Source organism: Micromonospora sp. RTP1Z1 (assembly GCF_033804685.1).
Classification (GTDB): Bacteria; Actinomycetota; Actinomycetes; order Mycobacteriales; family Micromonosporaceae; genus Micromonospora.
This window is the reverse complement of the sequence record NZ_JAPFQV010000075.1, coordinates 1-24704: the sequence shown is the minus strand read 5'-3', so window position 1 is coordinate 24704 and position 24704 is coordinate 1. Positions and strand designations below refer to the sequence as shown.

Genomic DNA, 24704 nt, shown 5'->3' with positions numbered 1-24704 from the left:
GTCAACACCCGGCGCGGGTGACGGCGTCTTGAGGGTGTGACCTTCGAGGAGTACGTCGGCAGCCGCGGCCCGGCCCTGGTCCGTCTGGCCCGGTTGCTGACCGGCGACGAGCACCGGGCCGAGGACCTGACCCAGGACGTGCTGGCGCGGGCGTACGTGCACTGGCGGAAGATCGCCCGGGCCGACCGCCCCGACGTCTACGTCCGGCGGATGCTGATCAACGCCAACATCTCCTGGTGGCGCCGGCGGTCCAGCCGCGAGCTGGCCGTGGACACCTTCGCCGACCGCGCCCACCGGGGCGACCTCGGCGGGGAGGCGGCGGACCGGGACGAGATGTGGCGGCTGATCCGCGCCCTGCCCGACCGGCAGCGGGCCGTGCTGGTGCTGCGCTACTACGAGGACCTGGACGACGCCACGATCGCCCAGATCCTCGACTGCTCCCCGGTCACCGTCCGTACCCACGCGATGCGGGCGCTCGCCCATCTCCGGGAGCGCTGCGGCGTCCCGACGACGAACGGGAGCCGGCCGTGACCGACCTCGACCAGCGGATCGCCTCGGTGCTGCGGGAGCGCGCCGAGGGGGAGACCGACATCCACCGCCTGCTGCGGACGTCCCGGGCCCGGGGCCGGCGCCGCCAGCTGCGCCGCCGGGCCGCCGCCGGCACCGCCCTGGCCCTGGTCGGCGTCCTCGGCTTCGCCGGGGTGACCGGCGCGGACCTCGGCGGGCTGTCGGGGCGGCTGCCGTGGACGGCGGCCTCCCCGACCGTCGCCGCCCCGGTGCCGCCCCGCGCCGACGGGGTGCCCGGCGCGGTTGCCGACCCCATGCGGGTGGCCACCGACGCGCAGGTGCTGCACTTCGGTGTCGATCCGGCCCGCGCCCGCTACCTCGGTTGGGGGGTCCGGCAGAACGAGGTCGAATCCGTCCGATTCACCGTCGGAAGCGGGCGACCCGTCCTGGTCGAGGTGAGCCGCTCCGTCGAGTTGCTGAGTCGGGGGGGCGTGGAGGGATTCACCTTCGACGCGGTGGAGGAGCCGCTGCCGTTCGACGGCACTGTCCGCGAGGTGCCCGGCCAGACCGGTGGACTGATCCTGTCGTGGCGCCCGGTGAACGGCCTGTACGCCCGGGCGAGCACCGCCGGCAGGGACCAGACGGCGCTCCGGCGGGCGGTCGACGCGCTGCGGTGGGACCAGGCGAGACGGTGCCCGGGCCCGTTGCGGCTCACCACCCTGCCGCCCGGGGCGACGGTGGTGACATGCGACGTGGACGTCTCCGCCTTCCCGGGCGGGGTGAACATGCGGTTCACCCTGCTGCGCGGGGAGAACGCGACGATGCGGGTGAGCTTCGATTACGCCAGCCAGCTCGCGGGCAGCCGGACCGCGGGCAACCGGACCGTTGACGGCCGGTCGGCCTACCTCTACCCCGACGGCACCAAGCTGGAGGTGCTCGGGATCCCGAAGGCGCACCTGATCGCCACCTTCGGTGGACTCGACAAGGGCTTCACCGAGGCCGACGCGAGCGCCGTCCTGGCCGGGGCGCGGGTGGCAGAGGACCTGACCGACCCGCATACCTGGTAGGCCACCACCCCCGGCCGGACCGCCCGTCCCGGGGCGGTCCGGCCGTCGGACCGTACGCTTGGTGACGTGAGCCCCCGTCGCAACCGTCCCCGCCAGGACGAGACCAGCCAGCTGGACTCCGAGCAGGTACGCCAGGGCGTGCCCACCGTCCAGCAGTGGCGCGACGGCGACTGGCAGATACGCGGGATCAGCGGCGGGGCGTCGACCAAGACGTACCGCTGTCCCGGCTGCGACCAGGAGATCCGTCCGGGGGTGGCGCACCTGGTGGCCTGGCCGGCGGACGAACGGGGTGACCTCACCGACCGGCGGCATTGGCACAGCGGCTGCTGGCGGGCACGGGACCGGCGCGGGCCGGCCGTCCAGCGCGGCCGGAGCGCCCCCCGCCACGGCTGAGCGATCTGGATCACCCTGTTTCCGCCCCGGCGGGCGACCCGGGCGGCGGCGCGCCAGACTGGGACGGTGAGCACACCGATCCGCGCGTCGTCGATCCTGCCCGGCCACCGGGAGGACATCGAGCTGCACACCGCCGACGGCCTGAAGCTGGTCGGCGAGCTCGCCCGGCCGCTGGACCGGGAGCCGGCCGGCACGTTGATCTGCCTGCACCCGCTGCCCACCCACGGCGGGATGATGGACAGCCACGTGTTCCGCAAGGCGGCCTGGCGGCTGCCCGCGCTGGCCGACCTGGCGGTGCTCCGGTTCAACACCCGGGGCACCAGCAGCGTCCGCGGCACCAGCGAGGGGACCTTCGACGCCGCGGTCGGCGAGCGCTTCGACGTCGCCGCCGCCATCGAGTACGCGGAGTTCGCCGAGCTGCCGAACGTCTGGCTGGTCGGCTGGTCGTTCGGCACTGACCTGGCGCTGAAGTACGGCTGCGACCCGGCGGTGGCCGGGGCGATCCTGCTCTCCCCGCCGTTGCGCTTCTCGGAGCCCGGGGACCTGACCGTCTGGGCGGAGTCCGGCAAGCCGCTCACCGCGCTGGTGCCCGAGTTCGACGACTACCTGCGGCCGGACGAGGCGCGGGAACGCTTCGCGGCGGTGCCGCAGGCCGAGGTGGTCGGGGTGCCCGGCGCCAAGCACCTCTGGGTGGGCGACGCGGAGACGGTGCTGGACGAGATCGTCAGCCGGGTCAACCCGGCGGTGCCGGTGCCGCTGCCGACGACCTGGGACGGCCCGGTGGAGACCGGCGACGTCAGCGCGTACGCCGACCGGACGGTGGCCTCGTTCGCCGACACTCCGGTCCCCGGTCCGCGTCCCGACCAGGCGGGCTGACCGGGCTCGCTGCTACGCCGCCCTTCCGGAGGGCACGGTCGGCGCGGCGACCCGCGGTGCTGGCCGCGCCGACGGTCAGCGGGACTCCTGCCGGGGGAGGACCACCTCGCGGAGGATCAGCTGGAGGGCGGCCACGGTCGGGATCGCGATCAGGGCGCCGACCACGCCCAGCAGCGACACCCCGAGCAGCGCGGCGAGCAGCGCGGCCACCTCGTTGACCGAGACCGCGCGCCGCATGATCTTGGGATAGATCAGGTAGTTCTCCACCTGCTGGTAGACCAGGAAGAACGCCAGGCAGGCGATGCCGACCGGCAGGTCGGTGGCGAGGCCCACCAGGGTCACCACGACCGCCCCCAGGGTGGCGCCGATCTGCGGGATCAGGTCGGTCACCGCGACCACCACCGCCAGCGCGAACGGGTACGGCAGCTCGACGACCAGCGCGAAGACGAACGTTGTCGCCCCGGCCAGCACCGCGATGCTGAGCGCCCCCACCATGTACGCGCCGACCCGGGTCAGGATCTCGTCCCCGATCAGCTGCACCCGCTCCCGCCGGGAGCGGGGCACCAGCGCGTACCCGAGGGCGCGCAGCTTGTCGAAGTAGGCCAGGAAGTAGATCGTCAGCACCAGCACGGTCAGCGCCCGGAAGATGGTGCCGAAGATCAACTGTGCGCCGCCCAGCACGCCGCCGAGGGCCCGGCCGATGGTGTCCGCGTTCGCGGCCGACTGGACCCGGTGCATGACGTCGTACCGCTCGACCAGGTCGTTGACCGTGGCGTTGCGGCGCAGCTCGTCGACGTAGCTCGGCAGTTGCTGAACGAACTGCCCGGACTGGGTCACCACCGGGGGCACCAGCGCCAGCACCCCGCCGATGATCAGCAGCACCATGGCCAGCGTCACCACCGCCACCGCCAGCCCGTGCGACAGGCCCCAGCCGCGCAGCCGGACCACCGCCGGGTGGAGGCCGACGGCGAGGAAGAGCGCGATGACCACCAGGACGAGGATGCCGGCGGCGTTGCGCAGGCCCAGGAAGACCGCGTACGCCAGCAGCACGCCGAGCGCCCCGGTGAAGCCGATCAGGAAGCTGCTGCGCCGCAACGGCCTGCCGGGGGTGCCGAAGCGCCCGCTCGGCCCACCCACCTCGAACTCCGTCGGGTCTGGCATCGGGACGGCCGACCGCGCGGCGTCGTCGGTCCGCGCGCCGCCCGCCTCCGTGCCGTCCTCCGGTGGAAGGACGGCCAGCGGATCCTCGTCGTCCGGTCGGTCGCTCCCCGACGGCTCGTCCTGCGACACCCGACCTCCCCGGATCCCGCGCCGGCGGCCTGGCCGTCGGACGTCCGCGCCCGCGGCGGCCGGACCGGGTTGACCGGCAGCGCCCGCGCGAGCCTCTGCCCGGGAGGTTAGCGGCCCGGTGGGCGCCCCGACCAGCGTCCCGCCGGTGTCGCCCGGCGGTCAGTCGGACTCGACCGTGACGGTGCTCGGCTTGGCGCTGCGCTCGTCGACGGTCGGCTTCGTCGGCCGCTTGCCGTTCTCGCCGGTGCTGGTGATCTTTGTCGGGGTGGCGCCCCGACCGCCCTCGCCCGGTACGGCGGCCACGGTCGGCTCACCCTCCACCCCGGCGCCGGCGGCGTCGCCGTCCACCGTGGTCACCGGCTCGGCGGCCGGACGGCTCTGCGCGGCGTCGACCGCGGCACCGCCGCCGGCCGGTTCCCTGGCTCCCGCCGGGGTGTCCGCCGCCGCCGCCGGCTCCGTGCCGCTGGCGGAGACCGGCGCCCTGCCGTTGGCGGAAACGGGCGCCCTGCCGTTGGCCGGCGCCGGCGCGCTGCCCCTGCCGGTGTCCGGCTCCTTACCCTTGCCCGGGCCCGAGCCGCCACCGGTCGCGCCGGCCAGCGCGCCGGGGCTGACCGGGGTCGCCGCCAGACCGGCCGGCATCGGGGCGCTGGCCTCCTGCAACTGCAGCTCGGCGAGCCTGCGCTGGACCTCGTCGGACTCCTGCCGGGACTTCCAGGTCGCCTGCCGCAGGTCGGCCAGCTCCTGCTGGGCCTGCGCGATCTCCAGCATCACCTGGGCGAGCTGCTGCCGGCCGGCGGCCATCTCCTGCTGGGTGGCGGCGAGGTGCTGCTGGGTGGTGGCCAGGTGCTGCTGGGTGGTGGCCGCGTACTCCTCGAACTGGCGTCGGGACGCGGCGACGTGCTCGTCGGCCTTACGGCGCTTGTCGGCGGCGTCGGCCTCGGACCGGCGGAGCAGCTCCGCGGCCTCGTCCTCGGCCCGGCGCCGCATGGTGAGCGCGTCCTGTTCGGCGGCCTCGCGGACCGCCGCCGCACCCTGCTCGATCTCGTTCCGCTTGGCCGCGTACCCGGTCTCCAGCTCGGCCTGCCGGGTCTTGTGCAGCTTCTCCAGCTCGTTGTGCCGGGTGGTGTGCTGCTTGTCCAGCTCGTCGCGGCGCTTGGCGAACTCCTGCTCGGCGGTCGCGCGGCGCCGGGCCAGGTCCTTGTCGGCCGCCGCCCGTCGGGAGTTGACCTCCTGCTCCACGCCGGCCCGCCAGGCGCCCAGCTCCTGCTGCGTCTGGGCGCGGGCGTGCTGGACGTACGCCTCGGTTTCGCTCCGCATCCGCTGGACGTACGCCTCGACCTCGGCCCGGTTGCGCTTGCCGGCATCGGCGGCCTCGGTGGTCAGCCGGGTGGCCTCCTGCCGGGCCCGGCCGCGGGTGGCCTTCGCCGCCTCCTCGACGTCGTCGACGATCTTCTTGGCCTCCTGGAGGGCCTTGGCGTGGGTGGCCCGGCCGGCCTCGGCGGCGGACTCGGTGAGGCGCTTGGCCTCCTGCTGCGCCTTGGCGTGCATCTCCTTGGCGGCCTCGCGGAGCTGGGTCGCCTCCTGCTGGGCCTTGGCCAGGGCCTCCTTGGCCGACTCGCGCAGCCGGGTGGCCTCCTGCTGGGCCCGCGTGTGGATCTCTTTGGCGGTGTCCCGGAGCTGGGTGGCCTCCTGCTGGGCCTTGGCCAGCGCATCCTGGGCCGTCTTGCGCAGCTTCTCCGCCTCGGCCTTGGCGGCCTTCAAGCTGGCGTCGGCCTCGGCCTTGGCGGCCTTCAAGCTGGCGTCGGCCTCGGCCTTGGCGGCCTTCAAGCTGGCGTCGGCCTCGGCCTTGGCGGCCTTCAAGCTGGCGTCGGCCTCGGACTTGCGGGCGGCGGTGTGTCGCTCCTCCTCGGCCCGCCGGGCGGCGAGGGCGATCTCGAAGTCCTTGAGCGCCTGGGCGGCCTGCTTCCGGGCCTCCTCGATGATGTGCTCGGCGGCCGCCCGCCGGGCCTCGATCTCCTCGTTGGCGGAGGTGAGGATGTCGTCCGCCTGCTCCTCGGCCATGATGAGGATCTGTTCGACCCGGGGGCCGAGGTGCCGGAACGAGGCGCGGTCTACCACGCCAATCTGCTTGCGCACCTGGGCGAGGTCGCGTTGCAGCACCTCGACCTGGCCGGCCAGCTTGTGGATCTGCGTGTACGCCTGCTCACGCTCGGCCGTCAGGGTTGCGATCTCGTGCTCCGCACGAGCGACGTACCGGTCGACCTGTCGTTTCTCGTACCCCCGCAGAGCGGACTCGAAGCTGGGCTCCGTGGTCACGTCCCCGCCGAGAGCGAACAGTTCCTCGCCGTGCGACATGCCCCCATCCTCACACGCATCCGGCTCTGCTGGGGCGATACGGACGCCCCTGTTGGGACCTACTTCACTGATCCGGCCGAATCGGCGGGAAACGCATGACGGCGCGGGGTTCCACCGGTTACCCGGTGTCACCCCGCGCCGTGGATCATGCCCCGATGCGGGTGATGCTCAGCTGGCCGTTTCGGCGATGGCCCGCCCCTCGGAGCCCTCCTTCTTGGCCGGCTCCGGCTTGGCCGAGGCCACCGGCATGCCCGGCACGATGCCGGCGAGACCGGAGAGCATCTGACCGAGCTGGGAGGTGACGGCGTCCTTCTGCCGGGTGAGGTCCTCGACCTCGCGGCGGGCCGCCTGGGTGGTCAGCTCGGCCTCGGTGCGGGCCTCGCTGAGCAGGCGCTGCGACTCGGCCTTGGCCTCGTAGAGCGTCTTGTCGGCCAGCGCCTTGGCCTTCTCCACCGTGTCGTTGGCGCTGCGCTCGGACTCGACCCGGCGGGCCTCGGCCCGCTGCTCGATCTCCTTGGCCCGCTCCTGCGCGGCCCGGGCCCGCTGCTCGGCCTCGCTGACCAGCTTCTGGGTCTGCGAGACCTGGGCGGCGTGCCGCTCGGACTCCTCGCGTTCGGCCTTCTCCCGCCGCTCGGCGAGCTGGAGCTCCAGGGCCTGCAGGTCCTTGTCGCGCTTGTCGCGCGCGTCGGTGAGCAGCTTGGTCGCCTCGGCGCGCTTCTCCTCGGCCTCCCGCGCGGCCTTGGCCCGCTGCTGGGTGATCTCCCGCTCGGCGGTCGCCCGCAGGGTGGCGACCTCACGCTCGACGGTGGACTTCAGCTCGGCCACCTCGTGCGCGGTGACGGTACGCAGCTGCTTGGTCTCCCGGTCGGCGTCCGCGCGCAGCGTGTCCGCCTCGCGGCGGGCCTGGACCCGGACCTCCGCGGCCTCCCGCTCGGCGGCGGTGCGGGCGCTGCCAGCCTCCCGCTCCGCGTTGGCCTTCATCGCGGCGGCCTCGGCGCGGGCCTTGTCGGTGATCTCGCGGGCCTCGAGGCGGGCGGCGGAGAGGATGCCCTCCGACTCGCGCTTGGCCTCGTTGCGGTGGTCGTTGGCCTGCTCCTCGGCCAGCCGGAGGATCTGCTCGACACGGGTGCCCAGGCCGGAGAGGGTCGGCCGGCTGTTCTCCTCGAGCTGCTTGTTGGTGTCGGTGAGCTTCTGCTCCAGCGCGTTCTGGCGCTGCTCGGCCTGGCGGAGCCGGCGCTGGGCGTCGTTCATCCGCTGCTCGGCCTCGGCGCGGGCCTGCTCGGACTGGGTCAGCGCGGCGGTCAGCCGACCGATGAAGTCATCGACCTGACCGGTGTTGTATCCGCGCAGGCCAACGGTGAAATCGGGCTGAGAGTTCGCGTTATCGAAGAACGCAAGAGGGGAGGACTGCTGCTGGGGCATTGGGACATACTCGCAGACGCCCCAGGGTGCTTCGCAAGAGCGGTGGGCAGCTTTCGTGTCCTCATTACATGGTCAACTTCGGGGGCCGACACGACCGGACCAAACGGCGATCTTGGCAGGTCCCGGGCGGGTCGGACGTCAGCCGAGGTGAGCGGGAAAAGGGCCGCGGGACGATGCCCGCGGCCCTTTGTCAGCCGTGACTCGAATGGTGTGCCGGGTGGTGAAAAGGCAATGGGCGCCTCGCCGCAATGGTCATCCCGGCATCACCCGTACGGCTCAGTGGCCGCGGAACCGGTTGATCGCCGTTTCGTGTCGGGCGCGCAGCTCGGTGTCGCGGACGCCGAGGCCGTCGGTCGGCGCGAGGCACCGGACCCCGACCTTGCCCTGGTGCGCGTTGCGGTGCACCTCGTACGCGGCCTGGCCGGTCTGCTCCAGCGGGTAGGTCTTCGACACCGTCGGGTGGATCTGGCCGAGCGCCACGAGCCGGTTGGCCTGCCAGGCCTCGTGGTAGTTGGCGAAGTGGCTGCCGACGATCCGCTTGAGGTGCATCCAGAGGTACCGGTTGTCGTACTGGTGCTGGTAGCCGCTGGTGGAAGCGCAGGTGACGATGGTGCCGCCGCGCTTGGCCACGTAGACGCTGGCGCCGAAGGTCTCCCGGCCGGGGTGCTCGAAGACGATGTCCGGGTCCTCGCCGCCGGTCAGCTCGCGGATCCGCTCACCGAAGCGGCGCCACTCGTCCGGGTCCTGGGTCTCCTCGTCCTTCCAGAACCGGAAGCCCTCGGCCGCGCGGTCGATGACCAGCTCGGCGCCCATCTTCCGGCACAGCTCGGCCTTCTCGGGGGAGGAGACCACGCAGACCGGGATGGCCCCGCCGTTGAGCGCCATCTGGGTGGCGTAGCCGCCCAGGCCGCCGGAGGCGCCCCAGATCAGCACCACGTCGCCCTGCTTCATGTTGGCCCCGTGGTGGGAGACCAGCTGCCGGTACGCGGTGGAGTTGACCAGCCCGGGGCTGGCCGCCTCCTCCCAGCTCAGGTGGCGCGGCTTGGGCATCAGCTGGTTGGCCTTGACCACGGCCACCTCGGCGAGGCCGCCGAAGTTGGTCTCGAAGCCCCAGATCCGCTGCTGCGGGTCGAGCATGGTGTCGTCGTGGCCGGCCGCATCCTCCAGCTCGACGGAGAGGCAGTGCGCGACCACCTCGTCGCCGGCCTTCCACTTCGTCACGCCGGGCCCGGTCCGCAGCACCACGCCGGCCGCGTCCGAGCCGACCACGTGGTACGGCAGGTCGTGCCGGCGGGTCAGCTCGGAGAGCCGGCCGTACCGCTGGAGGAACTTGAACGTCGGCAGCGGCTCGAAGATGCTGGTCCAGACGGTGTTGTAGTTGATCGCGCTGGCCATCACCGCGACCAGGGCCTCGCCCGGGCCGAGCTCCGGGGTGGGCACCTCCTGCAGGTGCAGGGCCTTGCGCGGGTCCTTGTCCCGGGTGGCCATCCCGTCGAACATCCGGGTGTCCTCCGCGCGCACCACCACGCCTCGGTAGGTCTCCGGTACCGGCAGGCCGGCGAGGCCGGCGAGCTCCCGCTCGGGCTGCGCCGAGCCCTCCGCCGCCATGATCGCTTCGAGGATGTCCTGCACGGTGACCTCCCGTTCGTCCGCACCCACGCCGGGGGCAGGGGTGCTGCCATCGTCGGCGCCGGTGCGACCGACCGCCATGTCGGCAATCGACACATCCGGCATCGGTCGCGCTCCTTGTGGGGCCGCACGTTACTGAACGGTAGCTAGGGCGGGAAGCCCTCTGTGAAAAACTGCATCGACCGATGCGTGGAGGTGTCCGTGGGAACGGGGTACCGCGCACCGCCGCGCTCGTTCCCGCGTGATGGGACGGAACCCCGACGACCTTCGTCGACCCGGGGGCCGGTCAGTGGCCGGCGGCCGGCTCGACCAGCTCGACCAGGACACCGCCGGCGTCCTTCGGGTGGACGAAGTTGATCCAGGAGTCGGCGGTGCCGCGCTTCGGGGTCTCGTAGAGCAGTCGCACGCCGCGCTCGCGCAGCGCCGCGCAGGCCGCGTCGATGTCCGCCACCGTGTACGCGACCTGCTGCACGCCCGGTCCGTTCCGGTCCAGGAACTTGGCGATGGTCGACTCCGGCGTCAGCGGGGCGAGCAGTTGCACGCAGCCGCCCTCGGTGGTCGGGCCGACGGCCAGCATCGCCTCGCGTACGCCCTGCTCGGTGTTGGTCTCGGTGTGCACGCAGCGCATCCCGAAGGTGCGCTCGTAGAAGTCGATCGCGGCGTCCAGGTCGGCCACGGCGATCCCGACGTGGTCGATGCGGCGCAGCCCGATGTCTGTGACGTAGTCCGCACTGGGCTCGGCGGGGGAGTTCTCTGCCATGGCGCTAGTCTGACCGAACAATCGTTAAGGCGTACAGGTCGGCACCCCCCCTTCGGAGGCAGGCATGGCTTCGGTGATCGTCAGCGGCGCGCGGACCCCCATGGGTCGGCTGCTGGGCAACCTCAAGGACCTCCCGGCGACGAAGCTCGGCGGGGTGGCGATCAAGGCCGCGCTGGAGCGCGCCGGCGTCGCCCCGGACCAGGTGCAGTACGTGATCATGGGTCAGGTGCTCCAGGCCGGCGCCGGTCAGATCCCGGCCCGCCAGGCGGCGGTCGAGGCGGGCATCCCGATGTCCGTGCCGGCGCTGACCATCAACAAGGTCTGCCTCTCCGGCCTGGACGCGATCGCCCTGGCCGACCAGCTCATCCGGGCCGGCGAGTTCGACATCGTGGTGGCCGGCGGCATGGAGTCGATGACCAACGCCCCGCACCTGCTGCTCGGCCAGCGCAGCGGCTACAAGTACGGCGACGTCACGATCAAGGACCACATGGCCCTCGACGGGCTCAGCGACGCCTGGGACTGCTGCTCGATGGGCGAGTCGACCGAGCGGCACGGCGTGAAGCACGGCATCACCCGCGAGGAGCAGGACGCCTTCGCCGCGGCCAGCCACCAGCGGGCCGCCGCCGCGCAGAAGAACGGCCACTTCGCCGACGAGATCAGCCCGGTGATCATCCCGCAGCGCAAGGGCGACCCGCTGGTGATCAGCGAGGACGAGGGCATCCGCCCGGACACCACCGCCGAGTCGCTGGCCAAGCTCCGCCCGGCATTCGCCAAGGACGGCACGATCACCGCCGGCAGCTCCTCGCCGATCTCCGACGGCGCCGCCGCGGTGGTCGTGATGAGCAAGGCCAAGGCCAAGGAGCTGGGGCTGACCTGGCTGGCCGAGATCGGCGCGCACGGCAACGTCGCCGGCCCGGACAACTCCCTGCACTCGCAGCCGTCCAACGCCATCAACCACGCCCTCAAGAAGGGCGGCCTCAGCGTCGCCGACCTCGACCTCATCGAGATCAACGAGGCGTTCGCCCAGGTCGGCATCCAGTCCGCCCGGGACCTCGGGATCAGCACCGACAAGGTGAACGTCAACGGCGGCGCGATCGCGCTCGGCCACCCGATCGGCATGTCCGGCGCCCGGCTGGTGCTCACCCTGGCGCTGGAGCTGAAGCGGCGCGGCGGCGGCACCGGCGCGGCCGCGCTCTGCGGCGGTGGCGGCCAGGGCGACGCGCTGATCATCCACGTACCGGCGGGCGGCGAGACGCAGCAGTGAGTGAGACCGTCGAGAACGCCCCGGCGGCGGCCACCGCATCGGTGCGCCGCAGCCGGGACGTACCGATGCTGGTGGAGCGGGCCCGCGCGGGTGACCCCCGCGCGGTGGCCCGCCTGATCACCCTGGTCGAGTCCGGCGACGAAGTGCTGCCGCAGGTCGCGGCGGCCCTCGCGCCGTACGCCGGGCAGGCCCAGGTGGTGGGCCTGACCGGGTCCCCGGGCGTGGGCAAGTCGACCACCACCAACGAGCTGGTCCGGGCGCTGCGGGCGCGCGGCCACCGGGTCGGCGTGCTGGCCATCGACCCGTCCAGCCCGTTCACCGGCGGCGCGATCCTCGGTGACCGGGTCCGGATGCAGGACCACGCCACCGACCCGGGCGTCTACATCCGCTCGATGTCCAGCCGGGGCCACCTCGGCGGGTTGTCCGCGGCGACCCCGCAGGCGGTCCGGGTGCTCGAGGGCGCCGGCTGCGACGTGGTGCTGGTGGAGACCGTCGGCGTCGGGCAGGCCGAGGTGGAGGTGGCCTCGCTGGCCGACACCACGCTGGTGCTGCTCGCCCCGGGCATGGGCGACGCGATCCAGGCGGTCAAGGCCGGCATCCTGGAGATCGCCGACGTCTTCGTGGTCAACAAGGCCGACCGGGACGGCGCCGACGCCGCCGTCCGCGACATCCAAGGCATGATCGCCCTGGGCGAGCGGGGTCCCGGCGAGTGGCGGCCGCAGGTGGTGCGTGCCGTCGCCACGCGGGCCGAGGGCATCGACGACATCGCCGCCGCGATCGACAAGCACCGCGGCTGGCTGGAGCAGCACGACGAGCTGCGCCGCCGCCGCGAGGCGCGGGCCGCCGCCGAGGTCGAGGCCATCGCCCTGGGTGTGCTGCGCAACCGGATCGGGTCCCTGCGCGACGGTACGGAGCTGCCGACGCTCGCCGCCAAGGTGGCCGAGGGCGCCATCGACCCGTACGCGGCCGCCGGCGAGCTGCTGGCCCAGCTCGGCGCCTGAGCGGTCCACAGCGGACCGGACCCACCCAGTACGCTCGCACCGCCTCACGGCCGTGGGGCGGTGCGCGGGTGTGTGGTGGGGGAAGTGCATGGCTGACGAGGCGACCCAGGAGCTGTCGGTGACGCCGGACGCGGTGGCGGGCGGCACGACGCACGTCTCGGACGAGGTGGTGGAGAAGATCGCGGTGGCCGCCGCGAGGTCCGTGCCCGGGGTGGCCGAGCTGGGCGGGGACGTGGCCCGGTTCTTCAACGCGGTGCTCGACAAGGTCGGGCTGAACCAGGTGGGGGACGCCCGGCGGGGCTGCTCGGCGCACGTCACGGACGGCGCGGCGGTGGTCAACCTGGTGCTGGTGATCGAGGGCGGCCGCCCGGTGCCCGAGGTGGCCGACGCGGTGCGCTCCGCGGTGACGGCGGCGGTCGAGGCGTACGGGCTGCGGGTCGACGAGATCAACATCCGGGTCGACGACGTGGCCCTCGGCGGTCCGGCGGTGCCGTCGGCCTGACCAGGTTACCGGCCGGTACGGACTTCCTTAGTGATCGTTCAGGCAGCCGTTCTACACTCGGACTTCAGTCGAGGACTCGAGGAGGAGCTCCGCGGATGAACGCCGACGAGATCGCCGCCGGACGGGCACGCTGGCAGGCCCGCTACGACGCCGCGCGCAAGCGGGACGCGGACTTCACCACGCTCTCCGGGATGACCGTGGATCCGGTGTACGGCCCGCCGGAGGACACCGCCTACCCAGGCTTCGAGCGGATCGGCTGGCCGGGGGAGTTCCCGTACACCCGGGGGTTGTACCCGACCGGCTACCGCGGGCGGACCTGGACGATCCGGCAGTTCGCCGGCTTCGGCAACGCCCAGCAGACCAACGAGCGCTACAAGATGATCCTCGGCGCCGGCGGCGGCGGGCTCTCCGTGGCGTTCGACATGCCGACGCTGATGGGCCGGGACTCCGACGACCCGCAGGCGCTCGGCGAGGTCGGCCACTGCGGCGTCGCGATCGACACCGCCACCGACATGCAGGCGCTCTTCGACGGCATCGACCTGGCCGGCGTCACGACGTCGATGACCATCTCCGGCCCGGCGGTGCCGGTCTTCTGCATGTACCTGGTCGCCGCCGAGCGGCAGGGCGCCGACCTGTCCAAGTTGGACGGGACGTTGCAGACCGACATCTTCAAGGAGTACATCGCGCAGAAGGAGTGGCTCTTCGACCCGGAGCCGCACCTGCGCCTGATCGGCGACCTGATGGAGTACTGCGCCCGGGAGATCCCGCGGTACAAGCCGCTGTCGGTCTCCGGGTACCACATCCGCGAGGCCGGCTCGACCGCCGCGCAGGAGCTGGCGTACACCCTGGCCGACGGGTTCGGCTACGTGGAGCTGGGGCTGTCGCGCGGGCTCGACGTGAACGTCTTCGCCCCGGGGCTGAGCTTCTTCTTCGACTCGCACGTGGACTTCTTCGAGGAGATCGCGAAGTTCCGGGCCGCCCGCCGGATCTGGGCCCGCTGGCTGCGCGACGTCTACGGCGCCACCAGCGAGAAGGCGCTCTGGCTGCGGTTCCACACGCAGACCGCCGGGGTGTCGCTGACCGCTCCGCAGCCGGTCAACAACGTGGTGCGGACCGCCGTCGAGGCGCTCGCCGCGGTGCTCGGCGGGACCAACTCGCTGCACACCAACGCCCTCGACGAGACCCTGGCGCTGCCCACCGACGAGTCCGCCGAGATCGCCCTGCGTACCCAGCAGGTGCTGATGGAGGAGACCGGGGTGATCAACGTGGCCGACCCGCTCGGCGGGTCGTGGTACGTCGAGGCGCTCACCGACAAGATCGAGGCCGAGGCCGAGGAGATCTTCGCCCGGATCCGCCAGCTCGGCGGCGAGGGGCCGCACCAGATCGGGCCGATGACCTCGGGCATCCTGCGCGGCATCGAGGACGGCTGGTTCACCAGCCACATCGCCGAGTCGGCCTTCGTCTACCAGCAGGCGCTGGAGAAGGGCGACAAGAGGATCGTCGGGGTCAACTGCCACACCGGCACGATCGCCAAGGACCTGGAGATCCTGCGCATCTCGCACGAGGTGGAGCTGGAGCAGCGCCGGGTGCTGGCCGAGCGCAAGACCGCCCGCGACGAGGCCGCGGTCAAGGTCGCCGTCGACCGTATGGTCGAGGTCAGCCGTACCGACGAGAACATGATCCCGGCCATGCTGGCCGCGGTCCGCGCCGAGGCCACCCTCGGCGAGATCTGCGACGCCCTCCGCGCCGAGTGGGGCATCTACCGCGAACCCGCCCGCTTCTGACCCACTCACCCTCCGCGATCTTGCATTTCGGGCCCGCCTGATGCGACATCTGTCGCATTTGCCGGGGCGGAAAGGGCAAGATCGCGGAGGGGTGGCGGGGGCGGCGGCGAGAGGGGCGGTGAGCAGGGTGAGAACTGCAACTGTCGCCGTCGCGGTTGATCTGAGTTCGGCGGGGTCCGTGCGAGACTAGATAACCATGAGCGACCCACGGATCACCTCGTCGATCTTCACCCGCGGCGCGGTCGACCTCAGCGCGCTGCGCGGCACACCGGCCCCCGCCCGTCCCACCACACCGGCCCAGTCCGGCCCGCCCACCGGTCTTCCGGGCACTCCCGCCGGCGGCGGGGTGGCCGTGATCGACGTGACCGAGGAGACCTTCCAGACGGAGGTCCTCGAACGCTCACTGAGCACACCGGTGATCGTGGACTTCTGGGCCGAGTGGTGCGAGCCGTGCAAGCAGCTCTCCCCGGTGCTGGAGCGGCTGGCCGCCGAGGGCGACGGCGCATGGGTGCTCGCCAAGGTGGACGTGGACGCCAACCCGCGGATCGCCCAGATGTTCCGGGTGCAGGGCATCCCGATGGTCTACGCCGTGGTCGGTGGCCAGCCGATCGACGCCTTCTCCGGCGTGGTGCCGGAGGCCCAGCTCCGCCAGTGGATCGGTGCCGTGCTCCAGGCCGGCGGCGTCGCCGTCGCCGAGCCCGAGGACCCCCGGCTCGACGAGGCCGACGACGCGCTGATGAGCGGCGACCTGGACACCGCCGAGCAGGCGTACCGGAAGATCCTGGCCGAGTCGCCGGCGGACGCCGCGGCCGAGGCCGGGCTCGCCCAGGTCAGCCTGGCCCGCCGGGTCGCCGGCGCCGACCCGCAGGCCGCGCTCACCACCGCCGAGGGCGCCCCCGACGACGTCGAGGCCCAGCTCCTCGCCGCCGACATCGAGGTGCTCAGCGGGATGGCGGAGCAGGCCTACCGGCGGCTGGTCGGATTGGTCCGGCGGACGGCCGGCGACGACCGGGAGAAGGTACGCCAGCACCTGGTCTCGCTCTTCACCATCGCCGGCCCGGACGACCCCGCGGTCGCCTCGGCCCGCCGGGCCCTGGCCAGCGCCCTGTTCTGAGTCCATAGCACCCCAGCGCGGGCCGGCGTTCCGGCCGGCCCGCCCGATCATCGAGGACGGGAGCTCATGATGCGCCGGATCGCCGTCCTCGACGCGCCGACCAACCTGGGACTGCGCCCACCCACGTCCACCTCGGTGCCGGGCTGCGCCAAGGCGCCCGGCGCGCTGCGCGACCACGGCCTGCTCGCCCGGCTGCGCGCCCGGGACGCGGGCTGCATTACCCCGCCCCGGTACGACCCCGGTGACTGGCGCCCCGGCGACGGCGTCTGCCACGCCCGGGAGATCTCCGGGTATTCGGTGGCGCTGGCCGACCGGATCGGCGCGATCATCGACCGCGGCGAGTTCCCGCTGGTGGTCGGCGGGGACTGCTCGGTGCTGCTCGGCTCCGCGCTGGCCATGCACCGGCTCGGCGAGGCGGTCGGCGGCCGGATCGGGCTGGTTTTTGTGGACGGCCACTCCGACTTCCGGCACCCCGGCAACGCCTCCTACGTCGGCGCGGCGGCGGGTGAGGACCTCGCCCTGGTCACTGGGCGGGGGCAGGCAGACCTGGCCGCCATCGAGGGGCGCCGCCCGTACTTCCGGGACATCGACGTGGTGGTCCTCGGCATCCGGGCACAGGACGAATACCGCCTGGACCTGCAGGCCGCCGGCATCACCACCCGGCCGGTGCCGGCGCTGCGCGCCGAGGGTGCCGCCCGGACCGCCCAGTGGGCGCACGACCAGCTCGCCGACTGCGCCGGCTACTGGGTGCACATCGACGTGGACGTGCTCGACCCGGCGGTGATGCCGGCGGTGGACGCCCCGGACCCGGGCGGGATCGCCTTCGCCGAGCTGGAGATCCTCCTCGCCGGCCTGGTCGACACGCCGCACTGCCTCGGCGTCGAGCTGACCGTCTTCGACCCCGACTACGACCCCGACGGCTCGTACGCGGCCGAGATCGTCAACACCGTGGTGTCCGGGTTGGCGCCGGTCTCGGCGCCGGCCGCGACGCCGCCGCGGCTGCTGCCGGCCACCCCGACGCCACCGTCCCCGAGGCGAAGTAACGGGCGTCCCCGGCCGAGCGGCCTGGCCGCCCCGGCGCCCGCCGTGACGCCGGCTCCCGCGGTGGCGGTCGAGCCGATCGGTCCGGTCGCCGGGGACGTCACGTCGATGGACGCCGCCGATCCGGTCCAGCCGGACGGTCCCGAGCCGGTGGGGCCGCGCGCCCCGGCAGGACCCGCGTTGTTGCGCCGGACGGCGCCGCCGGAGGTGGAACCCGCGCACGAGCCGGGCGACGACGATTCCCCCGGGCCGAGCGCCGGCATCGCCTGACCGGGCCCGCGGTCTTCGCGGCGGCGCCGGCACGCTGCCTGCCGGACCTGGTGGCCCGCCGGCGAACCGACGCCACCGGGGATCAGCGGGCGGCGAGGGCGCGGAGGAAGCGCCCGCTGATCGGCACCGCGCTGTCCGTGCTCGACCCGCCCTGCTCGACGAAGACCGCGAACGCCACGTCACCCTGCCAGCCGACGAACCAGGCGTGGGTGTGCGCCGGGTTGTTGTCGTACTCGGCGGTGCCGGTCTTGCCGTAGACCGGCTCGCCGGGGACGTCCTTCAGGGCGCTCGCCGTGCCGGCGGTGACCACCGCGCGCATCATCGCCTTCAGCGCCGCGACGGACTCCGCCTTGAGGGCGGGCCCGGCCGGGGTGGGCTGCTGCGGCGCCGGGTCCAGCACCAGCTTCGGCTGCTCCCAGTGGCCCCGGGCGACGGCGGCGGTGGCGCCGGCCATCGCGAGCGGACTGACCACGGTGGTGCCCTGGCCGATCGCCGCGGCGGCCTGCTCGGTGGCGGAGCCGCCGGTGGAGACGGTGCCGGTGAAGACGTCGGCGCCGAGGTCCCACTTCGCCTCCAGGCCGAGGGTACGGCCGGTGACGGCGAGCCCGTCCGGGCCGAGCTTCGGGGCCAGCGAGGCGAAGGCGGTGTTGCAGGACTTCGCGAAGTCGGTGGTGAACGGCACGGAGCCGAGCTCGAAGTTGTCGGAGTTCTTGAACGGCCGACCGTCCACCACGAACGTCTTCGGGCAGGCGACCGTCGCCTCCGGGGTCACCGCGCCCTTGTCCAGCAGGGCGAGCGCGCTGACCGTCTTGAACGTCGAGCCGGGCGGCACCTGGGCGGTGAAGGCGACGTTCTCCCCGGCCGGGCCGGGCCCGTTGGCCGCGGCGAGCACCGCGCCGTCGCTGATCCGGACCGCCACCAGGGCGGAGCGCCGCTTCTCCCCGCGCAGCGCTGCGTCGGCGGCGTTCTGGGTGGCCACGTCGAGGGTGGTCTTCAACGGCTGTCCGGCCTTCGGTTCGCTGCGGAACACCTCCGCGCCGGTCGTCACGCCGGGCTCGCCGACCTTGGGGCGTTCGGTGACCACGGTGAGCCCGGGAACGCCGCGCAGGCGGTCGTCGTACCGGCCCTGGAGGCCGCCGTGGCCGACCAGGTCGCCGGCGACGTACCGGTCGGGGTGCGCCTTCAGGTCGTCGGCCTGCGCCGGGTCGACCGAGCCGAGCAGCGCGCGGGCGAACTCCCGGGTCGGCGCCAGGTCGAGCTTCTCGGCCCGGAACTTGGTGCCGGGCAGGTCGTAGATCCGCGGGCGGATCTGCCGGTACGCCTCGTCGCGCAGCGTCACCACCTCGACGAACGCCCCAGGCTCCGCCTCGGCGAGGCGCTTGGGCAGGTCCGACAGGTCGACCGGCGGGGTGAGCGCCGGCCGGATCGCCTTGAACGCGGCGTCGAGCTGCCGGCTGAGCGCCTTCACGTCGGTGACCTCGCTCGGCTGCAGCCCGACCCGGACCACCGGTCGGGGCGCGACGATCGGGGCGGCTGCGCCGTCCAGGACCCCGGCCCGCGGCGCGGCATCCCGGCGCAGCGCCAGCCGGTCGCCCTCCTCCAGCTGCTCCTGCACCAGCGCCGGCTCCCAGATCACCTGCCACTGGTCGTCGCCGCCGCGCTTGAGCCGTACCGGCCGGTCGTACGCCCAGCGGGTCTGCCCCGGCAGCGTCCAGGCGACCTCCACCTGGACGGCCGCAATGTCCGCGGTGACCTTGGCGTTGCCCTTGCGCTTCAGCGCCGGCGGGGTGTCCACCAGCTCCCCGGAGAGCCCCCGGATCTCCTTGATCACCTCGGCCGCCGGCACCCGGGCGCCGGTCGCCTCGATGAAGCCGACCGCGTGCAGGTCGCCGGAGCGCCAGCCGGCCAGGAACGCGTCGACGCTGTGCTCGGGGCCGTCCTCGGTCGAGCACCCGGCCAGCGCCCCGGCGGCGAGCACGGCGGCGGCCACCGCCGCGACGACAGGCCGGAGCCGGGGGCGGCGACGACGAACGGGGTACGACAGGAGCATGAAGCTGTCCCTCCGGTACGAAACTGGTCTGCACGCTAGTACGGGCCGCGCTTCCCCACCGCCCCGCCACCGCTGCGACGTGCGGAAAGACGGGACTGTGGCAGTGTGATGAACATCGCGAGCCGGGGTATTCCGCGACCGGCCGACCACGTACCCGCAACGGGTGAAAGGACAGAGTCCCGATCCGGACGTCCGGCCGGTGGTCCGCCGACGAAGGGGCAGAGCGGTAGGGCCTAGGCTGGGCGGAGAGTGACCCACAACGCGGTGGGTCGAGGGGAGTGGCACCGATGGACCGGCGTCCGGCGATCAAACCGGGACCCGACCTCCGGCAGGCTGACACCGGCCGGGACGACAGCTTCGATTCGGCGACCGACGGGGATGGTTTCGGCCATCTCGACACAGGCGCGACCGGGATGACCGGTTCGAGCGTCGACACGCTCTACGACCTGGGCCCGCCGACGCAGGCGCTGGGCGACGACGTGGAGGACGCCGAACTCGACGAACCGGTACCGAACGCGGAGCGCCTGGTGGCCCAGGCGGTCGCGCTGGCCGGTGACGACCACGACGCGGCGACCCTGGTCGGCCGTTTCTGGCGGTTCGCGCCGGACGAGGAGCTGATCGGCTTCACGGCCGAGGAGATGCTCGACGCGGCCCGGGCGCACCGGGACCTGGCCCAGCAGCGGGTTCCCGGCGAGTTGAAGCTGCGCATCCACGAGCCGGACGCCGAACAGCACCACAGCGTCATCGAGATCGTCACCGACGACATGCCGTTCCTGGTCGACTCGGTGACCGCCCTGCTCAACTCGCACCACCTCGACGTGCACCTGCTGGTCCACCCCCTGGTGGTGGTCCGCCGGGAGCCGCTGGGCCGGTTGACCGAGGTGTCGGCCGACGTCGAACCGGACGACGCGATCGCCGGCGACCTGGTCGAGAGCTGGATGCGGATCGAGATCGACCCGGTGCGCGACGCGGCCGACCGGGAGAAGCTCCGCCGGGAGCTGCAGCGGGTGCTCACCGACGTCCGTGAGGCCGTGGAGGACTGGCCCAAGATGCGGCAGCGGGCCCTCGCGCTCGCCGACGAGCTGGCCTCCGCACGGACCTCGGACAACCGGCCGCCGGTGCCGGAGAAGGACATCACCGACTCGGTCGAGCTGCTGCGCTGGCTGGCGCACGACCACTTCACCTTCCTCGGGTACCGCGAGTACCGGCTGGTCGACACCGACGGCGGGGAGGGCGGGCAGGCGCTGGAGGCCCTGCTCGGGACCGGGCTGGGGATCCTCCGCTCCGACTCACCGGAGGCCCGGGCGCTGTCGTCGATGACCCCCGAGGCGCACGAGAAGGTGCTGGAGAAGCGCCTGCTGATCATCACGAAGGCCAACTCGCGGGCCACCGTGCACCGCTCGGCCTACCTCGACTACATCGGCTTCAAGATCTTCAATGACGCCGGCGAGGTGGTCGGGGAGCGGCGCTTCCTGGGTCTCTTCTCCACCGCGGCGTACCGGACCAGTGTGCGCGAGCTGCCGGTGGTCCGCCGCAAGGTCGCCGAGGTGCTCGACCGCTCCGGGCTGAGCCAGCGCAGCCACTCCGGCAAGGACCTGCTGCAGATCCTGGAGACCTACCCGCGCGACGAGCTGTTCCAGATCAAGACCGACGACCTGTACCACGCGGTGATCGGCGTGCTGCGGATGGCCGGTCGCCGGCAGCTGCGGGTCTTCCTGCGCCGGGACGCGTACGGGCGGTTCATCTCCTGCCTCATCTACCTGCCCCGGGACCGGTTCACCACCCAGAACCGCCTGCGCATGCAGGACATCCTGCTCCGCGAGCTGAACGGCGTCGGGGTGGACTACACCACCCGGGTCACCGAGTCGATGCTGGCCCGGTTGCACTTCATCGTCCGGACCGACCCGACCAACCCGCCCGGCGAATTCGACGCCGACCTGCTCGCCGAGGAGCTGGCCGACGCGACCCGGCTCTGGGACGACGACTACCGGCTGGTGCTGGAGCGCAAGCTCGGCGACGAGCAGGCCAAGCACCTGTTCAGCCGGTACGCCGACGCGTTCCCGGAGGGCTACAAGGACGGGCACACGCCGTACGAGGCGATGAAGGACCTGGCCAAGCTGGAGCTGCTGGAGGAGCCCGGCCAGCTCGAGATGCACCTGTTCCGCAAGCAGTTCGCGCCGCGGCCGGGCCGGCCGGGCGCGGACGTCGACGAGACGATGGACGTCCGGTTCAAGGTCTACCGGTACGGCGAGCCGATGATGCTCTCCGCCGTGCTGCCGGTGCTGCACTCGCTCGGCGTCCGGGTGGTCGACGAGCACCCGTACGAGGTGGACCGGATCGACGGTCGGGTCTTCCTCTACGACTTCGGGCTGCGGCTGCCCGAGGCGCACCAGGAGCTGGCCGAGGTCCGCCCGCACGTGGAGAACGCCTTCGCGGCGGCGTGGCGGGGCGAGGCCGAGGTGGACGGCTTCAACGAGCTGGTGCTGCGCGCCGGGCTGACCTGGCGGCAGGTGGTGGTGCTGCGGACGTACGCGAAGTACCTGCGCCAGGCCGGCACCGTCTTCTCCCAGGAGTACATGGAGCAGACCTTCATCGCGTACCCGCGGATCACCGAGCTGCTGGTGGAGCTCTTCGAGGCCCGGTTCGCCCCTGGCGCGACCACGCTCGACGAGCGGCGGCAGCGCGGCGGCGAACTGGTCACCGCGATCGGTGAGGCGCTGGACGAGGTGGCCAGCCTCGACCAGGACCGGATCCTGCGGTCGTACCTGACGCTGATCCAGGCGACCCTGCGGACCAGCTTCTACCAGAGGCCGGTCGGCGGGCGGCCCAAGCCGTACGTGGCGGTCAAGCTGGACCCGCAGGCGATTCCGGACCTGCCGGCGCCGCGGCCGAAGTTCGAGATCTTCGTCTACTCGCCGCGCTTCGAGGGCGTGCACCTGCGGTTCGGGCCGGTGGCCCGGGGCGGGTTGCGCTGGTCCGACCGGCGGGAGGACTTCCGCACCGAGGTGCTTGGCCTGGTCAAGGCGCAGATGGTGAAGAACACGGTGATCGTGCCGGTGGGTGCCAAGGGCGGCTTCGTGCTCAAGCAGAAGCCGGGCGACCGGGACGAGGCGGTGGCCTGCTACAAGGAGTTCGTGTCGGCGCTGCTCGACGTCACCGACAACATCGCCAGCGGCGAGATCGTCCCGCCCGACGACGTGGTCCGGCACGACGCCGACGACCCGTACCTGGTGGTGGCGGCGGACAAGGGCACTGCGACCTTCTCCGACATCGCCAACGAGATCTCCACCGCGCACAACTTCTGGCTGGGCGACGCGTTCGCCTCCGGCGGCTCCGCCGGGTACGACCACAAGAAGATGGGCATCACCGCCCGGGGTGCCTGGGAGTCGGTGAAGCGGCACTTCCGCGAGCTGGGGCACGACACCCAGACCGAGGACTTCACCGTGGTCGGCGTCGGCGACATGTCCGGCGACGTGTTCGGCAACGGGATGCTGCTGTCGGAGCACATCCGGCTGGTGGCCGCCTTCGACCACCGGCACCTCTTCCTCGACCCGGATCCGGACGCCGCCACCTCGCACGCCGAGCGGAAGCGGCTGTTCGACCTGCCCCGGTCGTCCTGGGAGGACTACAACCCGGAGCTGATCTCGGCCGGCGGTGGGATCTTCCCGCGTACCGCCAAGTCCATCCCGATCACCGCGCAGGTCCGGGCGGTAATCGGCCTGGACGACGACGTCGAGCACCTGTCGCCGCAGGAGCTGATGAAGGCGATCCTGACCGCGCCGGTCGACCTGTTCTGGAACGGCGGCATCGGCACCTACGTGAAGGCGTCGAGCCAGACCAATGCCGAGGTCGGGGACAAGTCCAACGACGCGATCCGGGTGGACGGCAAGCACCTGCGCTGCCGGGTGGTCGGCGAGGGCGGCAACCTGGGCTTCACCCAGCACGGCCGGATCGAGTACGCGCAGAACGGCGGCCGGATCTACACCGACTTCATCGACAACGCGGCCGGTGTGGACACCTCGGACCACGAGGTGAACATCAAGATCCTGCTCAACACGGCCGTCGCCGACGGCGAGCTGACCGTGAACGAGCGGGACGGGCTGCTCGCCGAGATGACCGACGAGATCGCCGAGCTGGTGCTGCGGGACAACTACGACCAGGCCCGGGCGATCAACAACGCCCAGGCCCAGGCCGCCTCATTGCTCCCGGTGCACCGGCGGATGCTGAACGAGCTGGAACGCTCCGGCCAGCTCGACCGGGCCCTGGAGGCGCTTCCGCCGGACGACGAGCTGGCGGTCCGGACCGAGAACGGGTTGACCGCGCCGGAGTTCGCGGTGCTGCTGGCGTACGTCAAGATCGTGCTGGAACGCGAGATCGTGGCCGAGGGGCTGGCCGACGAGGAGTGGACGACCGACGTCCTGGTCAACTACTTCCCGACCCCGCTGCGGGAGCGGTTCGCCGACCGGATGGGCCGGCACCGGCTGCGCCGGGACATCGTCACCACCGTGCTGGTCAACGAGGCGATCAACCGGGGCGGCATCTCGTTCGTCTTCCGGGTCGTCGAGGAGACGGCGGCGTCGGCGGCGGACGTGCTCCGGGCGTACGTGGTGGTCCGCGAGGTGTTCGGGCTGCGTCAGCTCTGGGATGCGGTGGAGGCGCTGGACAACAAGGTCTCGCCCGAGCTGCAGACCAGCGTCTACCTGGACACCCGGCGGCTGCTCGACCGGGCGGTGCGCTGGCTGGTCAGCAACCGACGCTCGCCGATCGACGTGCCGGCGGAGATCGACCGGCTGCGGGACGGGGTCGCCCGGCTGCTGCCCGGCCTGGAGAACCTCTTCTACGGCAGCGAGCGCGAGGGCATCGCGGCGCACATCGACTCGCTGACCTCCAAGGGGCTGCCGCGCGAGCTTGCCGAGCAGGCCACCCGGCTGATGTACAGCTTCGGCCTGCTCGACGTGGTGGAGACCGCCCGGTCCACCGGCCGGGACGTGGGCGAGGTGGCCTCGGTCTACTTCGTCCTCTCCGACCGGTTCCGGGTGGACGCCCTGCTGTCGAAGATCTCCCTGCTGCCGCGGGAGGACCGCTGGCAGACCTTGGCCCGGATGGCGCTGCGCTACGACCTGTACGCCGCGCTGGCCGCGCTCACCGCGGAGGTCCTCGGGTCCACTTCGGACAACCTTCCGCCGCACGAGCGGGTGCAGGAGTGGGAGCAGGCGAACGCCACCTCGATCCACCGGGCGCACCGGGCGATGGGGGAGTTCGACGAGTCCCGGGCCGACCTGTCCGCCCTGTCGGTGCTGCTGCGGCAGATCCGCACCCTGGTGCGGACCTCGGCGGCGGCCTGATCCGGACGTGCCCCCGCGCGGTGCCGCCCGGGCG

17 protein-coding genes are annotated in these 24704 nt (G+C 72.7%); 11 read left to right on the top strand and 6 right to left on the bottom strand.

Annotated elements, in window-relative coordinates:
* Nucleotides 1-36: 36 nt before the first annotated feature.
* The 4 genes from SLP03_RS27510 to SLP03_RS27495 all read left to right on the top strand — a co-directional run bounded on the left by SLP03_RS27510 (nucleotide 37) and on the right by SLP03_RS27495 (nucleotide 2843).
* On the top strand, nucleotides 37-531 hold the full coding sequence (locus tag SLP03_RS27510) for a SigE family RNA polymerase sigma factor (protein ID WP_319463547.1): 495 nt from the start codon (nucleotides 37-39) through the stop codon (nucleotides 529-531).
* A complete protein-coding gene (locus SLP03_RS27505; RefSeq protein ID WP_319463546.1) occupies nucleotides 528-1574 on the top strand; it encodes a hypothetical protein in 1047 nt (348 codons plus the stop codon). The genes SLP03_RS27510 and SLP03_RS27505 overlap by 4 nt, the downstream gene beginning before the upstream one ends.
* Before the next feature lie 66 nt (nucleotides 1575-1640).
* Nucleotides 1641-1967, top strand: coding sequence for a hypothetical protein (locus SLP03_RS27500; protein WP_319463545.1), 327 nt, complete (start codon nucleotides 1641-1643; stop codon nucleotides 1965-1967).
* A 66-nt stretch (nucleotides 1968-2033) separates the two neighbouring features.
* The gene (locus SLP03_RS27495) at nucleotides 2034-2843 is read left to right on the top strand and encodes an alpha/beta hydrolase (RefSeq protein ID WP_319463544.1); all 810 of its coding nucleotides are present in this window, start codon (nucleotides 2034-2036) and stop codon (nucleotides 2841-2843) included.
* A 75-nt stretch (nucleotides 2844-2918) separates the two neighbouring features.
* Here the strand turns inward: SLP03_RS27495 and SLP03_RS27490 are convergent, their stop codons facing one another.
* From SLP03_RS27490 to mce, 5 genes are all read right to left on the bottom strand, one after another.
* Nucleotides 2919-4004, bottom strand: a complete 1086-nt coding sequence (locus SLP03_RS27490; RefSeq protein WP_319463555.1) for an AI-2E family transporter — start codon at nucleotides 4002-4004, stop codon at nucleotides 2919-2921.
* 288 nt (nucleotides 4005-4292) lie between these two features.
* Nucleotides 4293-6488, bottom strand: coding sequence for a hypothetical protein (locus SLP03_RS27485; protein WP_319463543.1), 2196 nt, complete (start codon nucleotides 6486-6488; stop codon nucleotides 4293-4295).
* A 168-nt stretch (nucleotides 6489-6656) separates the two neighbouring features.
* On the bottom strand, nucleotides 6657-7910 hold the full coding sequence (locus SLP03_RS27480) for a DivIVA domain-containing protein (RefSeq protein ID WP_319463542.1): 1254 nt from the start codon (nucleotides 7908-7910) through the stop codon (nucleotides 6657-6659).
* A 276-nt stretch (nucleotides 7911-8186) separates the two neighbouring features.
* Entirely contained in the window at nucleotides 8187-9542 is a 1356-nt protein-coding gene (gene ccrA, locus SLP03_RS27475) for a crotonyl-CoA carboxylase/reductase (RefSeq protein ID WP_319463554.1), read from the bottom strand.
* 283 nt (nucleotides 9543-9825) lie between these two features.
* Nucleotides 9826-10299 carry a methylmalonyl-CoA epimerase gene (gene mce, locus SLP03_RS27470; RefSeq protein ID WP_319463541.1) on the bottom strand — a complete coding sequence of 158 codons (474 nt, stop codon included), beginning with the start codon at nucleotides 10297-10299 and terminating at the stop codon, nucleotides 9826-9828.
* 64 nt (nucleotides 10300-10363) lie between these two features.
* Here mce and SLP03_RS27465 point away from each other — a divergent pair, with 64 nt between their 5' ends.
* From SLP03_RS27465 to SLP03_RS27440, 6 genes are all read left to right on the top strand, one after another.
* Complete coding sequence (locus tag SLP03_RS27465; protein WP_319463540.1) at nucleotides 10364-11563, top strand: acetyl-CoA C-acetyltransferase; 1200 nt, start codon at nucleotides 10364-10366, stop codon at nucleotides 11561-11563.
* Between the two features lie 65 nt (nucleotides 11564-11628).
* Entirely contained in the window at nucleotides 11629-12564 is a 936-nt protein-coding gene (gene meaB, locus SLP03_RS27460) for a methylmalonyl Co-A mutase-associated GTPase MeaB (RefSeq protein WP_413644756.1), read from the top strand.
* An 88-nt stretch (nucleotides 12565-12652) separates the two neighbouring features.
* Nucleotides 12653-13066: an Asp23/Gls24 family envelope stress response protein gene (locus tag SLP03_RS27455; protein ID WP_319463538.1), complete on the top strand. Its 414-nt coding sequence runs from the start codon at nucleotides 12653-12655 to the stop codon at nucleotides 13064-13066.
* Between the two features lie 95 nt (nucleotides 13067-13161).
* Nucleotides 13162-14850 carry a methylmalonyl-CoA mutase gene (locus tag SLP03_RS27450; protein ID WP_319463537.1) on the top strand — a complete coding sequence of 563 codons (1689 nt, stop codon included), beginning with the start codon at nucleotides 13162-13164 and terminating at the stop codon, nucleotides 14848-14850.
* Nucleotides 14851-15046: 196 nt separating this feature from the next.
* Nucleotides 15047-15964 (top strand): tetratricopeptide repeat protein, encoded by a 918-nt coding sequence (locus SLP03_RS27445; protein WP_319463536.1) that lies wholly within the window; start codon nucleotides 15047-15049, stop codon nucleotides 15962-15964.
* A 66-nt stretch (nucleotides 15965-16030) separates the two neighbouring features.
* Nucleotides 16031-17275, top strand: a complete 1245-nt coding sequence (locus SLP03_RS27440; RefSeq protein ID WP_319463535.1) for an arginase family protein — start codon at nucleotides 16031-16033, stop codon at nucleotides 17273-17275.
* A gap of 82 nt (nucleotides 17276-17357) precedes the next feature.
* Here the strand turns inward: SLP03_RS27440 and SLP03_RS27435 are convergent, their stop codons facing one another.
* Nucleotides 17358-19325 (bottom strand): penicillin-binding transpeptidase domain-containing protein, encoded by a 1968-nt coding sequence (locus tag SLP03_RS27435; RefSeq protein WP_319463534.1) that lies wholly within the window; start codon nucleotides 19323-19325, stop codon nucleotides 17358-17360.
* A 287-nt stretch (nucleotides 19326-19612) separates the two neighbouring features.
* On the opposite strand from SLP03_RS27435, the gene SLP03_RS27430 reads away from it, so the two are divergent.
* Nucleotides 19613-24670, top strand: coding sequence for an NAD-glutamate dehydrogenase (locus SLP03_RS27430; protein WP_319463533.1), 5058 nt, complete (start codon nucleotides 19613-19615; stop codon nucleotides 24668-24670).
* Nucleotides 24671-24704: the final 34 nt, after the last annotated feature.

Excerpts from the sequence above, each read along its gene's own strand:
- SLP03_RS27465 (WP_319463540.1), top strand. The coding sequence starts at position 10,364 with ATGGCTTCGGTGATCGTCAGCGGCGCGCGGACCCCCATGGGTCGGCTG.
- mce (WP_319463541.1), bottom strand. The coding sequence starts at position 10,299 with ATGGCAGAGAACTCCCCCGCCGAGCCCAGTGCGGACTACGTCACAGAC.
- SLP03_RS27490 (WP_319463555.1), bottom strand. The coding sequence starts at position 4,004 with ATGCCAGACCCGACGGAGTTCGAGGTGGGTGGGCCGAGCGGGCGCTTC.
- meaB (WP_413644756.1), top strand. The coding sequence starts at position 11,629 with ATGCTGGTGGAGCGGGCCCGCGCGGGTGACCCCCGCGCGGTGGCCCGC.
- SLP03_RS27455 (WP_319463538.1), top strand. The coding sequence starts at position 12,653 with ATGGCTGACGAGGCGACCCAGGAGCTGTCGGTGACGCCGGACGCGGTG.
- SLP03_RS27440 (WP_319463535.1), top strand. The coding sequence starts at position 16,031 with ATGATGCGCCGGATCGCCGTCCTCGACGCGCCGACCAACCTGGGACTG.
- SLP03_RS27445 (WP_319463536.1), top strand. The coding sequence starts at position 15,047 with ATGAGCGACCCACGGATCACCTCGTCGATCTTCACCCGCGGCGCGGTC.
- SLP03_RS27485 (WP_319463543.1), bottom strand. The coding sequence starts at position 6,488 with ATGTCGCACGGCGAGGAACTGTTCGCTCTCGGCGGGGACGTGACCACG.
- SLP03_RS27450 (WP_319463537.1), top strand. The coding sequence starts at position 13,162 with ATGAACGCCGACGAGATCGCCGCCGGACGGGCACGCTGGCAGGCCCGC.
- SLP03_RS27430 (WP_319463533.1), top strand. The coding sequence starts at position 19,613 with ATGGACCGGCGTCCGGCGATCAAACCGGGACCCGACCTCCGGCAGGCT.
- SLP03_RS27480 (WP_319463542.1), bottom strand. The coding sequence starts at position 7,910 with ATGCCCCAGCAGCAGTCCTCCCCTCTTGCGTTCTTCGATAACGCGAAC.
- SLP03_RS27435 (WP_319463534.1), bottom strand. The coding sequence starts at position 19,325 with ATGCTCCTGTCGTACCCCGTTCGTCGTCGCCGCCCCCGGCTCCGGCCT.